This is a genomic window from Quatrionicoccus australiensis (genome assembly GCF_020510525.1).
In the GTDB taxonomy this organism is placed as follows: domain Bacteria; phylum Pseudomonadota; class Gammaproteobacteria; order Burkholderiales; family Rhodocyclaceae; genus Azonexus; species Azonexus australiensis_B.
Genome location: NZ_CP075188.1, coordinates 2,595,795 through 2,610,080, shown reverse-complemented (window position 1 = coordinate 2,610,080; position 14,286 = coordinate 2,595,795). Strand labels below are relative to the sequence as shown.

Sequence of the window (14,286 nt, the reverse complement as noted above, 5' to 3'; positions counted from 1 at the left end):
TTCCCCATGTCTTTTGTTTCCTTTGAAAACGTCAGCCTGGCCTACGCGCCGGGCGGCGCCAATGCCATCGAGAACGTCAGCCTGAACATCCGCGAAGGCGAGTTCGTCGCCGTGGTCGGTCCGTCCGGTTGCGGCAAATCGACCCTGATGAAACTGGTCTCCGGCCTCAAGCCGCCGAGCGAAGGCTATGTCTTCGTCGACGGCCGCGAAGTCGGTGGGCCGCTGAAAATCATCGGCATGGCCTTCCAGGCCGCCAACCTGCTGCCCTGGCGTACGACGCTGGACAACGTGATGCTGCCGCTGGAAATCGTCGAACCCTTCCGCAGCAATCTGAAGAAAGAAAAGGCCAAATACACCGCCGATGCCGAAGCCCTGCTCGCCAAGGTCGGCCTCGCCGGCTACGGTGACAAGTTCCCGTGGGAACTGTCGGGCGGCATGCAGCAGCGCGCCTCGATCTGCCGCGCCCTGATCCACCAGCCGCGCCTGTTGATGCTCGATGAGCCCTTCGGCGCGCTCGACGCCTTCACCCGCGAAGAACTCTGGTGCATGTTGCGCGATTTGTGGCAACAGCAGCCGTTTACCGTCGTGCTGGTGACGCACGACCTGCGCGAGGCGGTCTTCCTCGCCGATACCGTGTACGTGATGAGCAAGCGTCCGGGCCGCATCCTGGTGCGCAAGGAAATCGACCTGCCACGCCCGCGTCCGCTCGACGTGACCTATACCGATGCCTTCGCCGGCTACGTTCACGAATTGCGTGAACACATCGGCCGCATTCGTGAATCCTGAGGAGCGCCAGCATGGCCGTTAAACAATCCACCCTGATCAAGGTCGCGCCCTGGGCCCTGACCATCACGCTTTTCCTCGTCTGGGAAATCATCTGCACCGGTCTGAAGATTCCCGACTACCTGATGCCGGCGCCTAGCGCCATCTGGGTCGCCGGCGTTGAATACGCCTCGCCGATCATGATGCACGCGACGCAGACGCTATTCACCACGCTGGCCGGTTTTGCGCTGGCGGTCGTTGTCGGCATGGTGCTCGGCCTGGCGGTCGGCGCCTCGCCGCTGGTCTACAAGGCGACTTATCCGCTGCTGGTCGGTTTCAACAGCATTCCCAAGGTTGCCTTCGTGCCGGTGCTCGTCGTCTGGTTCGGCATCGGCACCGTGCCGGCCATCCTGACCGCCTTCCTGATCTCCTTCTTCCCGGTCGTGGTCAACGTCGCGACCGGCCTGGCGACGCTGGAGCCGGAACTCGAAGACGTGCTGCGCTCGCTCGGCGCCAAGCGCTGGGACATCATGATCAAGGTCGGCCTGCCGCGCTCGCTGCCGTACTTCTTCGCCTCGCTCAAGGTGGCGATCACGCTGGCTTTCGTCGGTTCGGTGATCTCGGAAACCGTCGCCTCAAATCTCGGCATCGGCTATCTGATGATGTCGGCCAGCTCGTCGATGAACATGCCGCTGGTGTTCGCCGGCCTGATCGTGATCGGCGTCATGGGCGTCGTCATGTACGAACTGTTCGCACTGGCAGAAACCCGCCTGACCGGCTGGGCGCACCGCAATCCGAACGCGCCGGGCTGATCGCTCGCCGCTTGCCTAATGAAAAACGGCGCCGCGCGGCGCCGTTTTTCATTGTTTTCAGCGGTCGACCGTGTCGACAACATTGATATCCCAGCCTTGCTGGAGGGAAAGGTGTGCGTTCAGTCCTGTTTATCGCCCAGCTTGTTTAGCAGTTCGAGCAGCCTGGCTGTTTCCTGCGGTACCAGTGCCGTGCTGACCCATGCTCTGGTGGCATCGATCATTTCCTGCATGGCGACTTCGATTTTCTGCGTACCGGCCAGGGTCAGGCGCAGGGGTTTGATCCGCATGTCCTCCCTGTACTGGAGACGCTGGATCAGACCTTTTTCCTCGAGTTGCAACATGATCTTGGTCAACCCACCGGATGTAATGACTACTTCGTCCTGCAACTGCGAGGGCGTCAGTTCGTGCGGGACGGGCGCATTGCGCAGTGTGGCCAGTACATCGAACTCGGCGCTGGAAAGTTTGTGCGCATTCAGGACGGGACGTATGACCTCCAGAGAACGGCGGTGGGCCCACTGCAACGCGAGAAACAGGGGGGCGATCTCCGGATCAAGTGCGCTATCCCACTGATGATTTTTCACGCGGGTATTTTGGTTCATGCGGGTGAGTGCGACTTTCTGTACCGGTTAGTGGATTTGTTTTATATTGTAATTTATCTTGCAAGAAAGATAATTGCTGATTAGGATCACTCCAATGCGTTTCAAGGGACTCTAGCTGTCAATGAATGGCCGGCCCGGCGTGACGCGCATTGTTCTGGCGTCGGCATCGGTGAGGGCGCAGACAACATGTTTCGGAAAGGAAATATCATGACAACGCATCGCTACCGAATTACCGTTGAACAGCTTGACCTGGCGCCGCAGCAAGGTGCCGATTCGCCGGCAACGCTGGCTTTCGAAGTGACCAATCATGACGATATTCTTGGTATCGTCGAGCGTTTCCGTCAGCGCAAGGATTTTGATGATGACTCAGCCTGCGCCCTCGGGGTCGGCTTGAAATTATTCAGTGAAGTGATGCTGCAAAACCGGACGCATCCGCTTTTTTCCGAATTTCGCGGGCATTTCGGTCAATTCATGAAAAGTCTGAAGTCTTCTTTTGTCGCAGCCGCCGCAAATTCCTGACAAGCCTTCCACGGCGGATTGCGGCACCTGATCAGCGGTTTCCGATTTGCCGTGGTTTCAGCGGTCGACCGTGTCGACGACGCCGATATCCTCGTTCCACAATTCCGGCCGGGCGGCGATGAAATCGCGCATCAGGGCGATGCAGGTCTCGTCCTGGACGACCTCGACGCTAACACCGCGTGAGCGCAGCAATTCTTCTTCCCCCATGAAGGTCCGGTTTTCGCCGACGATGACGCGGCGGATGCCGTAGAGCAGCATGGCGCCGCTGCACATGGCGCAGGGCGAGAGCGTGGTGTACAGCACCGCGTCGCGATAGACGCTGGCCGGCTGGCGACCGGCGTTTTCGAAGGCGTCCATTTCGCCGTGCAGGATGGCGCTGCCGTTCTGCACGCGGCGGTTGTGGCCGCGGCCGATGATGCGGCCGTTATGCACGATCACCGAGCCGATCGGAATGCCGCCTTCGGCCAGGCCAAGGCGGGCTTCGGCTATGGCCGCTTGCATGAATGGGTCCATGGTTTTTCCTTTTTCGCTCATTCGCCGAGGTAGACCGGCTTGCGTTTTTCTTTGAAGGCGTTGATGCCTTCAGCGTAGTCGCGGCTGTTGTACACCACGCGGCGCAGGCCCTGAATGCGCTCGAAGTCGGCCGGCGAAAGGGCGTGTGCGGCGGCCAGGATGCGGAGTTGCTCCTTCATGACGCCGATCGCCAGCGGCGAGTTGTGGGCGATGGTCTGCGCCATCTCGTGCGTGAATTCGGAAATCTCGCCGGCCGGCACAACGTGGTTGATGATGCCCTGGCGTTCGAGGCGGGCGGCGGTCATCGGTCGACTGGTAAAAAGCAGCTCTTTTGCGATGTGTGGCGGCGCGGCGTTGAGGAAGGTGAGCAGGCCGGTCGCGTTGTAAGGCACGCCGAGCTTGGCCGGCGTCGCGGCGAAAGTCGCCTCGGGCGTGGCGACGATCATGTCGCAGGCAAAGACCAGTTCGCAGGCACCGCCCCAGACGCCGCCCTCGATCAGCGCAATGACCGGGGCCGGGAAAGCTTCCACATCGCGGATCAGCATGCGCAACGGATCCTGCCAGCCGAGCGGGTCGAGGCCGCCGAGCGGCAGTTCGGCGACGTTGTGGCCGGCCGACCAGACCTTGGCACCGGGTCGGGCGCGCAGGATCGCAACGCGCACGCGCTCCGCCTTGAATTTCTCGAAAGTGGCGGCGATTTCGAGGACCAGTTGTTCGGACAGCGCATTGCGCTTGATTTCGTAATTCAGCGTGATGGTGCCGATGCCATCGCTGATTTCGGCAAGAATCAGGGACATGGAGTTTCCTGTGGCTAGTGTTGCGGCCTATTGTGCCCGAGAGCGTGCCCGGTGCGGCAAGGATCGCGTTTCAGGCGCGTTCGGGGTTGAGGCCGGGCAGGATCAGCTCGGCTTCCAGGCCGCCTTGCGGCAGGTTGTGCAATTCGAGACGCCCGGCATGCATGCGCATGATGCGCTCGACGATGGCCAGCCCGAGGCCGGCGCCGGCCGGGCCGCCGCGCGCCGGGGCGAGGCGGGTGAAGGGCTGGCGCAGCCGGGCCTGCTCGGACTCCGGAATGCCCGGCCCGCGGTCGACGATGCAAAAGTGCAGGTTTTCGCCCTGGCATTCCAGGCGAATCGCGACTTCGTCGGCGCTGTACTTGAGCGCGTTGCCGAGCAGGTTGGCGATGGCGCGGCGTAGCGCCACCGGGCGGCAGGGCAGCAGCGGCAGATCGGTGGCGACCGGCGCGATGACGAGGCGGGATGTGGCGAAGCTGGCGACGATGTCGCGCAGCAATTCTTCCGCGTCGCACACGGTAGGCGTCTCGGCACTGTCAAGACGGGCGAAGTCGATGAACTGGTCGATGATCTGGTCGGCAGCGGCGATGTTGCGCACCATGCCCTGCAGCAATTCCTCTTCGCCGCTGGCGTGCAGGATCTCGACGGCGAGGCGCAGCTTGGCGAGCGGCGTGCGCAGGTCGTGCGAAATGCCGGCCAGCATGATGCCGCGTTCGCGCTCGCCGGCTTCGAGCTGGCGGGCCATGCTGTCGAAAGCGGCGGCAAGGTGGGCGATCTCGCTCGGCGCATCGGCCAGGTGCACGACCGGGAAGTGGCCGTCGGCGAGGCCGGCGGCGGCCTGTTCCAGGGTTTTCAGCGGGCGATGGATATTGCGCTGGATGAGGCTGGCGCCGAGCGCGGCGAGCAGCGTCGTCGCCAGCAGGATGCCGAATGCCAGGGCCAGCCGGGCACCGCCGAGCGCGCCGGCATCGAGGCCCAGCCACCAGGTTTCGTCACCAATCTGGCTGGCGATCCACAGGCGCGGCCGCGGCTGTTCCGACCAGACAAGCTGCGCCCGTTCGCCGAGGTGACGTTGCAGTCGTTCGAGTGCCAGGCGGGTGAGCAGGGCGTTTGGCCGGACGAGATTGGCCGGCGCCTGGCGGCTGATCAATACCGTGCCGTCCGGTTGCTGCAACTGCTGGCTGAAGCGCTCGCGCTCGCCCGGCGGCATGTGGGCGATGGCGGTCGACAGCACGCCGAGGTACTTTTCGCTGAGTTCGCCCAGGCGCTCGATGCGCGGCATCTGGATCAGCAGGTGGAAGGCGAGTGCGGCGCCGATCTCGGCGCACAGGATGAGGCCGACAATGAGCAGCAGGTTGCGCCCGTAGAGGCTGCGCGGCAGCCAGCGGCGGGCGCTCACGGCGTTTCCTCGTCGCCGACGAAGACGTAGCCGGCGCCCCAGACGGTGCGGATGTAGCGCGGCGTCGCCGGGTCGGCTTCGAGCAGGCGGCGCAGGCGCAGGATCTGCACGTCCACGCTGCGCTCGCTGTTGCCGTGGTCGCGGCCGAACGCCAGTGCGAGCAGGCGTTCGCGGCTGAGCGGCCGGCCCGGCTGGGCGGTCAACACGCGGAGCAGGGCAAATTCGCCGCTGCTCAGTTCCACCGTTGCGCCGTCGCGGCTCAGCCGGCAGCTTTCCAGATGCAGGCGATAGGGTCCGAAAGCAATTGTGCCGGCGCCGGTCAGTGTGGCGCTGGCGCGCGCCAGTTGCTGGCGGCGCAGCAGGGCCTTGAGGCGGGCCGCCAGTTCGCGCGGCTCGAAAGGCTTGGCCAGGTAATCGTCGGCGCCAGTTTCGAGGCCGATGATGCGGTCGACCGCATCGCCGCGCGCGGTCAACATCAGGATGGGCAGGTTTTCGCCGGCCGCGCGCAGACGGCGGCAGATTGCCAGGCCGTCCTCGTCGGGCAGCATCAGGTCGAGGACCAGCGCGTCGTAGGGCTCGCGCGCCAGCAGCTTGTCGAGCTGGGCGGCGTTGGCGACCTGGCGCACGGCAAAACCCTGGCTGCCCAGATAGCGTTCGAGCAGGGCGCGCAACTCGGCTTCGTCGTCGAGGACCAGGATGCGGGGCGGTGAACTCATCAAATAGGCAGGAAAAGGCTGGCGATGGCGCATTTTGCCCGGAGCCGGACGCCACGGCGAGCGGCAGGCCGACTGGCCGGGCAAAAACTTATTGAGAGGGGGCGAGATAAACAAACGGGGAATGCCGAGATAAATGCGGGATGAGCCGGGATGAGGTGGGAAAAAACGGGACGGCACTGAAAAATAGTTTCGTGTGGCAAAAATCAGGCGCCGACTAAAATTGACGAGCTCACCGTTGATATCGTTCAGCACTTCAACCGGAGCAGACACGGGCCGCAAGAAATACAGAGCGGCCCCACCGCAGAACAACTCCACGTAGCACTCATGCTGTGGAAACAGCGGAATCAACCGGTCGGCGAGTCGGCGCTTTCCTCCGAGCCACGGAATGATGGGATTTGTCGGGTTGTTATAGAGCGGTTCCATTGAGATATCTCCAATATGGGAGGCTCAACGGCCTTCAGAATGTTCATCTTCCCGCAGCGCGGGCATTTGATTTCGAGCCGGATATAGTCCGCCTCGGCAAGTTTCCTCTTACAGCTGATGCATCGAACTTCTTTCACGATTATGCCTATTGCGTGTAGGCTGTCGGCGCCGTCGCGACGGTACGGTGCCTTGGCCAAACGCAGGCTTCATCTGCGGGAGGTGGCCACCTTCGGTGTTACAGCACCGGGAGTGGTCGCACCGTCTTTTCATTTCAGGCTGGCCAGAATTTCAGCGAGAGTTTTTCCGCTCGCCATTTGTTTCTTGTACGGGTTCAGCTCGAGCTCGCGCGCGGTGAATGCGCGCTTGTCGGCCAGCGTGGATTTCATCTCGACGGGCCGATACAGGGCGACGCAGCCGCAGTTGATGATTTCAGCCAGCGGTGCTTTCGGATCCTTCGGATACATCACGTTGTGGCCATTGATCACGAAAGGTTGGTCGATCGCCTTGGTTGTTCCGTCGGCCAGGTCATGAGCCAGGCGTGAGTGGATTTTCCCGGAGCGGCGCCAGGTCTTTTTCATCTTCACCCCAGCCTCATCCGCCTGCAGCGCACGCTCGTTGGATGCATATGCCCATGCCCTGGTGAGGTTGTCTCCAACGATGGTCGCTGCGCGCGATTTGCTGCCATCGCCGAGGATTTCGGCAACCTTTCCGACCGTCTGGTTGATGTCCTGCGTGCCGATCATTGCCAGGCCGATTTCCGCCTTGATCTTCTGCGCGGCCTGCACGCCGACGTCTTTGATGCGATCGACCATGAACGTACGCATTGCCAGCAACTGCTGGGTATCCAGTACCGGCATGATGACCTCGAATCTGGCTGCTGCGAGCGGCTTGTCGATCGCCGAAATACCGCCCTCCCATGCCGCGCCGACAGCATTGGAAACCATCTCGCCAGCCTTGTCCTGGAACACTCCAAGCACCCGGTCGATCTCGATATTGATCAGCCCAAGGTGCCATTGCTGAAAGTCAGAAGGCTGGTTCGCCAGTGCTGCCGCGATATTCGACTTAGCCTGCAGCAGCAAGGCAATCACGTCATCGTAAGTGCCGTCGATCAGATCCTTGCGCAGCTGTTGTGCGGCGCGTTCTGCCGCTTTCCAAGCGCGTTCCTGTTCTTTATTCATTCGCAAAGCCCATACGATGAAGAACACATCGACGGTTCGATTAGCCCCGACAACATATCTAGTTGACGACCGCCATGGCTGGTATGCGCCCAGTGAATTACCGACTCGATTCGATTGGATTCATGCACTCGCCGATCCGCGTAGTTTTTCGCGTGAAGCTCTTTGTTGAAAAAGGTTGAGAATCCTCTCTTCGAAGCGAGTGAAACCAGTCTTTCCCACTCATCTTTTTCAGTCAGCGCCTCGGGAAATCTAGCCATGATCTGGCGGATTTCTTCCTTGCCACAGTTGATGCAAGGCATGCAGCCGACTCGGTTCATTCCCTGAAGATAAAGCGGGTTTGGCTGGATGCGGTGGCTGGCGCAATAGTCGAAAACCTTCAGCGCCGTCCAATCGACCAACGGCCGAAAAGCGTAGAGGTTTGGACCAAGGCGCTCGATTTTCTTGGCATTTCTTCGGTTCTGGCTTTCATCCCGACGAACGCCTTGCCAGCTAATCACTTGATGGCCGTCATCGATCAAATCGAGCTGGAACATCACCGCCTGATTCCGCTTCAATTCCTCGGTGCAGAATTGAGCCTTCCGGGACGGGAAACGGCCCTTCCAGATGCACAGATCAAGGAATGGATTACCGGTGGGATACAGGGCGCCCAGTGCCCGCCGTTTTGCCTTGTTCGACCAGCGGATGCGCCGGCCATGTTTGTCACGTCCGATGCGTTGATCGTTGGCAATGAAACGCCGTTTCGCGGCGATTTGTTCGGTGAAATCTGCCTTGAGGCGAGTGATCTTGATATCGAGCGCCAGCTCAAGATAGGCCAGATAGTCATATACAGCCTGATGCTCATTGCCGGTATCGCAAAATATTGGAATGATCGAGTCGCGCCGGCAGCGTTCAAGCGCGAGCAGCGCGTAGCTGCGCTGTCCTTCCCGCCACTTACACTGATGACGTGTTTGGTAGGCATTACTGTCCATTTTCCGGATTGGGAAAAATGTCCTTGCCTTGCTCAGCAGTCGCCTCGGCCAGCGCTGCCGCAAGCTCTTTGTCGACGTCGAACTCGACGCCGAGCTGCGTGACGATTGCAGCAATGCAGCGCAGCGCCAGTTTTTTCGTGATGAGTTTCTGGGCGATGGCCTGCGCAGCGGCGACGACGACTTGTTGCAGCGCCGCCGCAAAGCGCGACGTATCGCGGGCGATCATTTCCGGGAATTCGGCGGCAGGCAGGAACGCATCGTCGCCCAGATCAATCGATTTCTCGTACTTCTGCGCCCATTGGTAGATGACAAACCGCGCCATGGATTCCAGCATGTATTTCAGCGTGCGCTGGCGCATGCTCATCATTTTGAAGGCCGGATCACCCATGCTTTCACCGGTGGCGCGGTTGACGTCGCCACCGCCACCAAACCAGTGCTCGGGCACCGTATTACCGCCCAGGACATGATTGCGCAGCAGACGTGCAGATTCGGATGTGTCGGCTGACTTGATGTCGGGGCTCACGGCATCCCAGATTTCCGAATCGTTGTGCACACGTACCGAATTCGGCGACGGCGGCTGGATTGTTCTGGCCTTTTCCTTCACGGCGTCATCGTTCGCGCCCTTGAGCGTCACATCCCAGACGAATGCCCGCAGGTAGCGATTGCGATCGGCCTCACCAAACAGGAAATCGTCGTAGGCGTCGAGCCAATCGGCGCTGGCCAGCAGATCGGGCCGGCCGCGGACGCCGGATGACAGCCCATTGACGTTGAAATAGAAGGCTTCGCCATCGGTGAAACTGTCGCGAATTTCAACGGTACGCTGGCTGAAAATATCGGCCTCATCGCCGTTGACGATCACACGATAGCGCCGCGCGCGGCCCCTCTTGTCCTTGACCGTCACGATGCCGATCGGCTGTTCCGGGTTATCCGGATCGGTCACCACCGTTTCGATCAATTTCGGATCGAGATAACCCAGCCTGACATGGCCGGTATGTTCATTGACGAAGGCCGGGTAACACTGCTCACCGAACAGCGCCAGCTCGCGCACCTTCTTTTCGAGCTTGATGTCCATCGAGTTGATTGGGTCGTTCCAGAAGCGCGTCAGGATGACCTGAGCCTCCGGATCCGGCACCGTCAGCTTGACGCCATCGGCCAGCATGTAGGCGAGCGGCAGCTCAATGATGCGATTGGCGAGCAGGTTAGCTTGCCATAGCCAGGCCGAGATTTCACGGGAGCGGCTCAGGGTGACCGGTGCCAGGTCGCGGTCTCTGTCGCCGCTCAGGCGCCGCCAGCCTTCATCATCGTCCTCGACGGTCTGGCCCGCCGATTCGCGGAATGTGAAAAATTCTTTGACCTTGGAAAATAGATCCATGACAACCTCAGGAGGAACGGCGACCAAACAGCGATGCGATGAAAGGCCGTTTGAGCGTGATGCTGCGGCCGGATTGCTTGCGCGACTCCGGAATGAATTGATCGGGGCTGGGTGGAACGGTCTCGCCTGCAGGCGTTTTGACGTTGTCGCTTTCCAGAAAACTGATTGCTCCGGAAAATCCATCGACCTGGTCGTCGTGTTTTCCTTTCGGAAAATTCTCCAACTCATCCAGGAATGCCTTGTTCCATGCGCCCCGTACAAGCTTTACCTTGAGCGCTTCAGATTGAGCGCTGGCTGGCCGTGCTGCTGTTTCCTTATCGGCACGCTTCGGGACCGCACGCACGTCAAAACCGGCTAGCGCGGTAATGTAGAAATCCATCTCCGTCTTGCCAGCCTGCGCTGGATCTTGCTCAAGCGCCTGTGTGCACTCCACGCCGTCGGCACGTGCTGTTTCCTTAATCAGTTTCAGCACACCGGCAGGCCGCTTTCTATCGCGTGCGACGTGAGCAACGTAGTAAATCCCATCGGGCGCTTTGCCGACCTTCGGCCCGGCTGTGTAGTCGGGATCCTTGTTCTGGCTGGTCGGCTCGGATGCCGCCCGATCCCAATAGCGTACCCATCGGCAATTGGCCGGCGCCTTCTCGACGATCTCAAACCATTCTGATTTGAAATAGTCGCCAGCTGCAGGTCGAATTTTCCAGTTACCGTTTTTCAGCTGCTCACGTTCGACATTGGTCAGCGCATCCAGATTCGATATGTAGGTCGGGTCTTTCGACAAGCCAATCTGATTGTCTTTGTAGGACGATGCAATGAACGTCAAGCTCTTCGGCTGCAGGTCTGGATACTGGTCCCGCAATTCATCTGGAGAGTCAGCCCAGACGAGTTCATTCCGATAGCGGATAAACCAGCGCACAACACCAGAGCGCTCAGGAATCGCATAGCCGGTTTCCTGATCAATCCACCATGCGATCAAGTCAGCAACGAAACTGTCTGGGTCAGGATTTGTTGTGGCGCGAATATATGGCGCCACACCAGAATCTGAACGGTTTCGGGAAAGCAGATACCAGAACTGACCAGCGGTGAAGTGCGTCAGCTCGTCAAATCCGATCATCGCGACCTGAGCGCCTTGCCAGTCGGTTTTGTTCTTCTCATGCTCCAGGTGAGCAAAAGTTACGCGAGCACCGCTCGGAAACGTCCATGACAGGTTCGACTGATTGGGCTTCGCGTCGAGCTCTAAATATAGCTCTTCGGACGTATCCCACAGGCCGCCTTCTGCCTTGACCTGTTTAGTTGTGCGGCGAAATATGACCGCTCCGAATTTCCCGTTTTCGCAATGCCGGGTTGTTTCAAGCAACAACGCGAACGTCTTGCCACCGAAAGCCGCTCCACCGTAGATAACGATATCCGCGCTGGATGCGAGAAAAGCCTCCTGTGGTCCTGGTTGTGGCCGAATGACCTTTGGCTCGCCCATTTCAGCGGCCATTGTCCGGTAGATAGATCTGGATACGGCGAGCGACGGCCTCGCCAACCCGTGCTGCCTGCTCTGGGGTCAGCCCTTCTGCCGTAGCCCCGGAAATTGCAGCCTTAAACGCATCCTCTGAAACCTTCGCCAATACCTTAGTTTTGAATTCCTTCTGCGCGATGCTGGCGCGGGTCAATGTCGCGATATTTTTTGCCGCAGCGCTCATCAGGCCAATGCGTTCCGCGGCAGACAGCTTTTCGTCATCCTCATCGCCGGCCTCTTGAATAGCGATGATCGAATCGAACATCTCGCTCTGCACCAACGCGATGACCGCCTCGCTGCGCGCGTCCTGATCGTCGCCTGCGGCTTCCGTGATGAATTTCGCCGCTTCGGTGCTGGCGCGGATCGCGGCCATGCGGCGCTCGATCTTCTGGCCGTAGCGGTGAATGCTGCTCTTGCTGATCTCGTAGCCGAGATTGCGCAGCCAGGTCTCGAAATCCTCGTAGCCCGTGAAATTCTGGTCAATGAGCTGTCGATTCAGCTGATCCTGAACTTCCCTGGGCAACGCGGAAACGGCGGATTCGCGAGCCATCTCAGCTTGCCCAGTATTTCGTCGGCCGAGCAATGCCCGGCTCGCAGTCGATGGTGTATTCAGCCAGGTCAGTGCCGATGCGAGTCAGATCACCCCACCAGCGACCGGAGGGCTCCTTGCGCAGCTTCACCAGTTCGCGGTCGGCCAGGTAGTCCAGCTGCTGGCGAACTTCCATCGCCGAAACATCCGGATAGATGGCACGCATGGTGCCCTGGATGATTTCCTCGCAGAGCTCCTCCGGCCGGGCGTTGTAAAGCGCCAGAATGAGGTACCAGCGCAGCGATTCGCGGCGCACGCGGGCGGCGTCGATGTTCATAACTTCCCTTTCAATTGAGCGTTTTCCAGGCGGAGCGCCAGCGCATCGAGTTTTGCTTCGATCACGGTTTGGTTGCGGACGTAGTCATCACGGATGACGTATGTCATCGGGAGCACAGCCTTGAATTCCAGGAAGTCGCGCTCGACACGTGCCCACTCCTTTGCTGAGTTGTCCAGGCTGGCAAAACGCTCGTCCCAGTGCGCCTGTGCTTCTTTCCGTGCCACTTCCTGCGCCGCAAATCGCTCTTGCTGGCGCTTCTCGAATTGCCCGAGCAGCAGCCGCCCAAAAACACCGACACACGAGAAAAACGCCAGCAGCAGCGTGATCAGGTGCCACAGCTCCATTTCAACTCTCATTTCGCCACTCCCGGTGTGCCCAGGCCGAGGCGCTCAATGTCGCGCTGGCACTCGATGCAGGTTTGTGTTCCCGGCTGCGCCTCACGGCGTGCCTGTGGTATCGGTTCGCCGCACATCGCACAGTCCAGGGCGCTATCACCTGCCGCTGGCTGTGCAAGGCGACGCCATTTGTCCAGGGAATCCTGGCGCATCTCTTGTTCGCGCTCTTGTCCGCGCTCGCAAATGTCGGTCACTGAGGCTCTCCGGCGTAGAAGTCAGCTATTGCCTGGAGGCGGCTACGGCATGTGTTGTAGGAGCGCTGGCAGAGTTCGATCCAGCCGGCGACGTCCGCGTCTGTTGAGTACGCCCCGTCATCGGAACCGGCGGCAGCTCCTCCATCGGGGCGTAAAACGAGGCCGGGGGCATCGGGTAAAGCCCTGTCGAATTTTGGGCCGGGTCGGTTGAGCACCCGAATAACAGCGCTATCAAGGCAACGGCGGCCAGAGACAAGCCGAGCGAGTTCATCGTTTTTCTCCTGAGCAAATGCAGTGAGGGTTGTTTGCCATGCCGCCAGTTGCAGCTCAGCCTGCGCCGCGCGCTTGTTGGCAATCACAATCCTTGCCAGCGCTTGATTGGCGGCGAGCGATTTATCGGTCGCCGTTATGGTCTTCAGGTCGGCAATCTCGGCATCCTTCCGCCACCCTTCCACCGCCCAGCCAGCACCAAAAGAGAAGACGAGCGCCAGCACACAAATAGTGGCTTTGATTTCATCCTTGACGGTCGACGGGATCATTTCTGGGCTTCCAGACAGCGGGTTGCGGCGGTCGATCGGCGAACCCACAAGCCGCCGCAGATCGTCTTGTTTTCCTGCAGGCTGCAATCGCGCCCGTTGAAATACCGCCACCGCAGAATCTGAGAGCAGGCGCCGTGATAGTCGCCAGCATTGAGGTTGGCCACGAGCGTTGAGCCGCAAAAGGCCGATGCACCGATGTTGTAAGTGAGGTCAGCATAGATGTCGTACTCGTCTTGACTCAGCGGCACCTTGACGCAGCGCTTCATAGCCCCTTCATACGTCGCAAGGTCTCGCATGGCCTTCGCCAGCGCCTTGGGCGGCGTCGTGCGGTCACCCAGCTGCAGCGGCGATCCATCGTCCCGGGTTGTCGACCCGAAACCGTTCGTCGGCACGTCGCCAGGCGCGGGAATGATGGCGCGATCGGTATAGTTTTCGTTGCTGACGATGCCGACCAGGCCGGCGGCAGAAAGGCTTAATACGGCAATCGCGTAGCGTAATTTCACGATTTGACCTCTGCAGGCTTTGCCTTGAACTGGGCAGGCGTCAGCCAGCAGCGAGGCGTCGTGTTGCGAAAGAAGTGAGCTCGAAGCTCTGGCGTAGAGGCCTGCTTGCAATAGCCGAAGCCATCCAGCCCAGCGCGGGGCTTGTTGGCGTCAGCAGAATCGAGGTAATGAATACATTCGCGGCAGGTCATGCCGGAAGGCTACGCGGCGCCGCAGGGGATTTTTAGACG

The 14,286-nt window shown here is 60.2% G+C and carries 18 protein-coding genes and 1 pseudogene; 3 read left to right on the top strand and 16 right to left on the bottom strand.

The features are described from left to right. Nucleotides 1-6 precede the first annotated feature (6 nt). Both KI612_RS12635 and KI612_RS12630 read left to right on the top strand, forming a co-directional pair. Complete coding sequence (locus KI612_RS12635) at nucleotides 7-786, top strand: ABC transporter ATP-binding protein (RefSeq protein WP_226416538.1); 780 nt, start codon at nucleotides 7-9, stop codon at nucleotides 784-786. A gap of 11 nt (nucleotides 787-797) precedes the next feature. After that, entirely contained in the window at nucleotides 798-1,574 is a 777-nt protein-coding gene (locus KI612_RS12630; protein ID WP_226440435.1) for an ABC transporter permease, read from the top strand. A 119-nt stretch (nucleotides 1,575-1,693) separates the two neighbouring features. Here KI612_RS12630 and KI612_RS12625 read toward each other — a convergent pair whose 3' ends face one another. Beyond that, entirely contained in the window at nucleotides 1,694-2,173 is a 480-nt protein-coding gene (locus KI612_RS12625; RefSeq protein WP_226440434.1) for a MarR family winged helix-turn-helix transcriptional regulator, read from the bottom strand. Between the two features lie 207 nt (nucleotides 2,174-2,380). On the opposite strand from KI612_RS12625, the gene KI612_RS12620 reads away from it, so the two are divergent. Further along, nucleotides 2,381-2,692 (top strand): DUF3861 domain-containing protein, encoded by a 312-nt coding sequence (locus KI612_RS12620; RefSeq protein WP_226440433.1) that lies wholly within the window; start codon nucleotides 2,381-2,383, stop codon nucleotides 2,690-2,692. A gap of 57 nt (nucleotides 2,693-2,749) precedes the next feature. Here the strand turns inward: KI612_RS12620 and KI612_RS12615 are convergent, their stop codons facing one another. From KI612_RS12615 to KI612_RS12545, 15 genes and pseudogenes are all read right to left on the bottom strand, one after another. After that, on the bottom strand, nucleotides 2,750-3,205 hold the full coding sequence (locus KI612_RS12615) for a nucleoside deaminase (protein ID WP_226440432.1): 456 nt from the start codon (nucleotides 3,203-3,205) through the stop codon (nucleotides 2,750-2,752). 17 nt (nucleotides 3,206-3,222) lie between these two features. Then, nucleotides 3,223-4,002, bottom strand: coding sequence for a methylmalonyl-CoA decarboxylase (gene scpB, locus KI612_RS12610; protein WP_226440431.1), 780 nt, complete (start codon nucleotides 4,000-4,002; stop codon nucleotides 3,223-3,225). Between the two features lie 70 nt (nucleotides 4,003-4,072). After that, entirely contained in the window at nucleotides 4,073-5,398 is a 1,326-nt protein-coding gene (locus KI612_RS12605; protein ID WP_226440430.1) for an ATP-binding protein, read from the bottom strand. Beyond that, nucleotides 5,395-6,114, bottom strand: a complete 720-nt coding sequence (locus KI612_RS12600) for a response regulator (RefSeq protein WP_226444238.1) — start codon at nucleotides 6,112-6,114, stop codon at nucleotides 5,395-5,397. Before KI612_RS12600 ends, KI612_RS12605 begins: the two co-directional genes overlap by 4 nt. Nucleotides 6,115-6,354: 240 nt before the next feature. After that, a pseudogene (locus KI612_RS19965) lies at nucleotides 6,355-6,537 on the bottom strand (DNA adenine methylase); the annotation flags it as partial. Continuing rightward, the gene (locus tag KI612_RS19960; RefSeq protein WP_226440429.1) at nucleotides 6,459-6,674 is read right to left on the bottom strand and encodes a Com family DNA-binding transcriptional regulator; all 216 of its coding nucleotides are present in this window, start codon (nucleotides 6,672-6,674) and stop codon (nucleotides 6,459-6,461) included. The pseudogene KI612_RS19965 and the gene KI612_RS19960, both read right to left, overlap by 79 nt. Before the next feature lie 129 nt (nucleotides 6,675-6,803). Beyond that, entirely contained in the window at nucleotides 6,804-7,715 is a 912-nt protein-coding gene (locus KI612_RS12585; RefSeq protein WP_226440428.1) for a hypothetical protein, read from the bottom strand. Next, nucleotides 7,712-8,683: a phosphoadenosine phosphosulfate reductase domain-containing protein gene (locus KI612_RS12580; protein ID WP_226440427.1), complete on the bottom strand. Its 972-nt coding sequence runs from the start codon at nucleotides 8,681-8,683 to the stop codon at nucleotides 7,712-7,714. The genes KI612_RS12585 and KI612_RS12580 overlap by 4 nt, the downstream gene beginning before the upstream one ends. Nucleotides 8,684-10,062: 1,379 nt before the next feature. Further along, nucleotides 10,063-11,538 carry a phage terminase large subunit gene (gene terL / locus KI612_RS12575; protein ID WP_226440426.1) on the bottom strand — a complete coding sequence of 492 codons (1,476 nt, stop codon included), beginning with the start codon at nucleotides 11,536-11,538 and terminating at the stop codon, nucleotides 10,063-10,065. Next, on the bottom strand, nucleotides 11,528-12,109 hold the full coding sequence (locus tag KI612_RS12570) for a DUF3486 family protein (RefSeq protein WP_226440425.1): 582 nt from the start codon (nucleotides 12,107-12,109) through the stop codon (nucleotides 11,528-11,530). The genes terL and KI612_RS12570 overlap by 11 nt, the downstream gene beginning before the upstream one ends. 1 nt (nucleotide 12,110) lies before the next feature. Beyond that, the gene (locus KI612_RS12565) at nucleotides 12,111-12,425 is read right to left on the bottom strand and encodes a hypothetical protein (RefSeq protein ID WP_226440424.1); all 315 of its coding nucleotides are present in this window, start codon (nucleotides 12,423-12,425) and stop codon (nucleotides 12,111-12,113) included. After that, a complete protein-coding gene (locus tag KI612_RS12560) occupies nucleotides 12,422-12,781 on the bottom strand; it encodes a hypothetical protein (RefSeq protein ID WP_226440423.1) in 360 nt (119 codons plus the stop codon). The genes KI612_RS12565 and KI612_RS12560 overlap by 4 nt, the downstream gene beginning before the upstream one ends. Beyond that, a complete protein-coding gene (locus tag KI612_RS19955; RefSeq protein ID WP_226444236.1) occupies nucleotides 12,778-12,897 on the bottom strand; it encodes a TraR/DksA C4-type zinc finger protein in 120 nt (39 codons plus the stop codon). Before KI612_RS19955 ends, KI612_RS12560 begins: the two co-directional genes overlap by 4 nt. A 113-nt stretch (nucleotides 12,898-13,010) precedes the next feature. Then, nucleotides 13,011-13,553, bottom strand: a complete 543-nt coding sequence (locus KI612_RS12550; protein ID WP_226440422.1) for a hypothetical protein — start codon at nucleotides 13,551-13,553, stop codon at nucleotides 13,011-13,013. Then, nucleotides 13,550-14,056: a glycoside hydrolase family protein gene (locus KI612_RS12545; RefSeq protein ID WP_226440421.1), complete on the bottom strand. Its 507-nt coding sequence runs from the start codon at nucleotides 14,054-14,056 to the stop codon at nucleotides 13,550-13,552. The genes KI612_RS12550 and KI612_RS12545 overlap by 4 nt, the downstream gene beginning before the upstream one ends. Nucleotides 14,057-14,286: the final 230 nt, after the last annotated feature.

Bases quoted from the DNA above. Each gene is read 5' to 3' on its own strand.
- KI612_RS19955 (WP_226444236.1), bottom strand. From the start codon at position 12,897: ATGTGCGGCGAACCGATACCACAGGCACGCCGTGAGGCGCAGCCGGGA.
- KI612_RS12560 (WP_226440423.1), bottom strand. From the start codon at position 12,781: ATGAGAGTTGAAATGGAGCTGTGGCACCTGATCACGCTGCTGCTGGCG.
- KI612_RS12550 (WP_226440422.1), bottom strand. From the start codon at position 13,553: ATGATCCCGTCGACCGTCAAGGATGAAATCAAAGCCACTATTTGTGTG.
- KI612_RS12565 (WP_226440424.1), bottom strand. From the start codon at position 12,425: ATGAACATCGACGCCGCCCGCGTGCGCCGCGAATCGCTGCGCTGGTAC.
- KI612_RS12635 (WP_226416538.1), top strand. From the start codon at position 7: ATGTCTTTTGTTTCCTTTGAAAACGTCAGCCTGGCCTACGCGCCGGGC.
- KI612_RS12580 (WP_226440427.1), bottom strand. From the start codon at position 8,683: ATGGACAGTAATGCCTACCAAACACGTCATCAGTGTAAGTGGCGGGAA.
- KI612_RS12585 (WP_226440428.1), bottom strand. From the start codon at position 7,715: ATGAATAAAGAACAGGAACGCGCTTGGAAAGCGGCAGAACGCGCCGCA.
- KI612_RS12615 (WP_226440432.1), bottom strand. From the start codon at position 3,205: ATGGACCCATTCATGCAAGCGGCCATAGCCGAAGCCCGCCTTGGCCTG.
- KI612_RS12600 (WP_226444238.1), bottom strand. From the start codon at position 6,114: ATGAGTTCACCGCCCCGCATCCTGGTCCTCGACGACGAAGCCGAGTTG.
- KI612_RS12570 (WP_226440425.1), bottom strand. From the start codon at position 12,109: ATGGCTCGCGAATCCGCCGTTTCCGCGTTGCCCAGGGAAGTTCAGGAT.
- KI612_RS12625 (WP_226440434.1), bottom strand. From the start codon at position 2,173: ATGAACCAAAATACCCGCGTGAAAAATCATCAGTGGGATAGCGCACTT.
- scpB (WP_226440431.1), bottom strand. From the start codon at position 4,002: ATGTCCCTGATTCTTGCCGAAATCAGCGATGGCATCGGCACCATCACG.
- terL (WP_226440426.1), bottom strand. From the start codon at position 11,538: ATGGCCGCTGAAATGGGCGAGCCAAAGGTCATTCGGCCACAACCAGGA.
- KI612_RS12620 (WP_226440433.1), top strand. From the start codon at position 2,381: ATGACAACGCATCGCTACCGAATTACCGTTGAACAGCTTGACCTGGCG.
- KI612_RS12630 (WP_226440435.1), top strand. From the start codon at position 798: ATGGCCGTTAAACAATCCACCCTGATCAAGGTCGCGCCCTGGGCCCTG.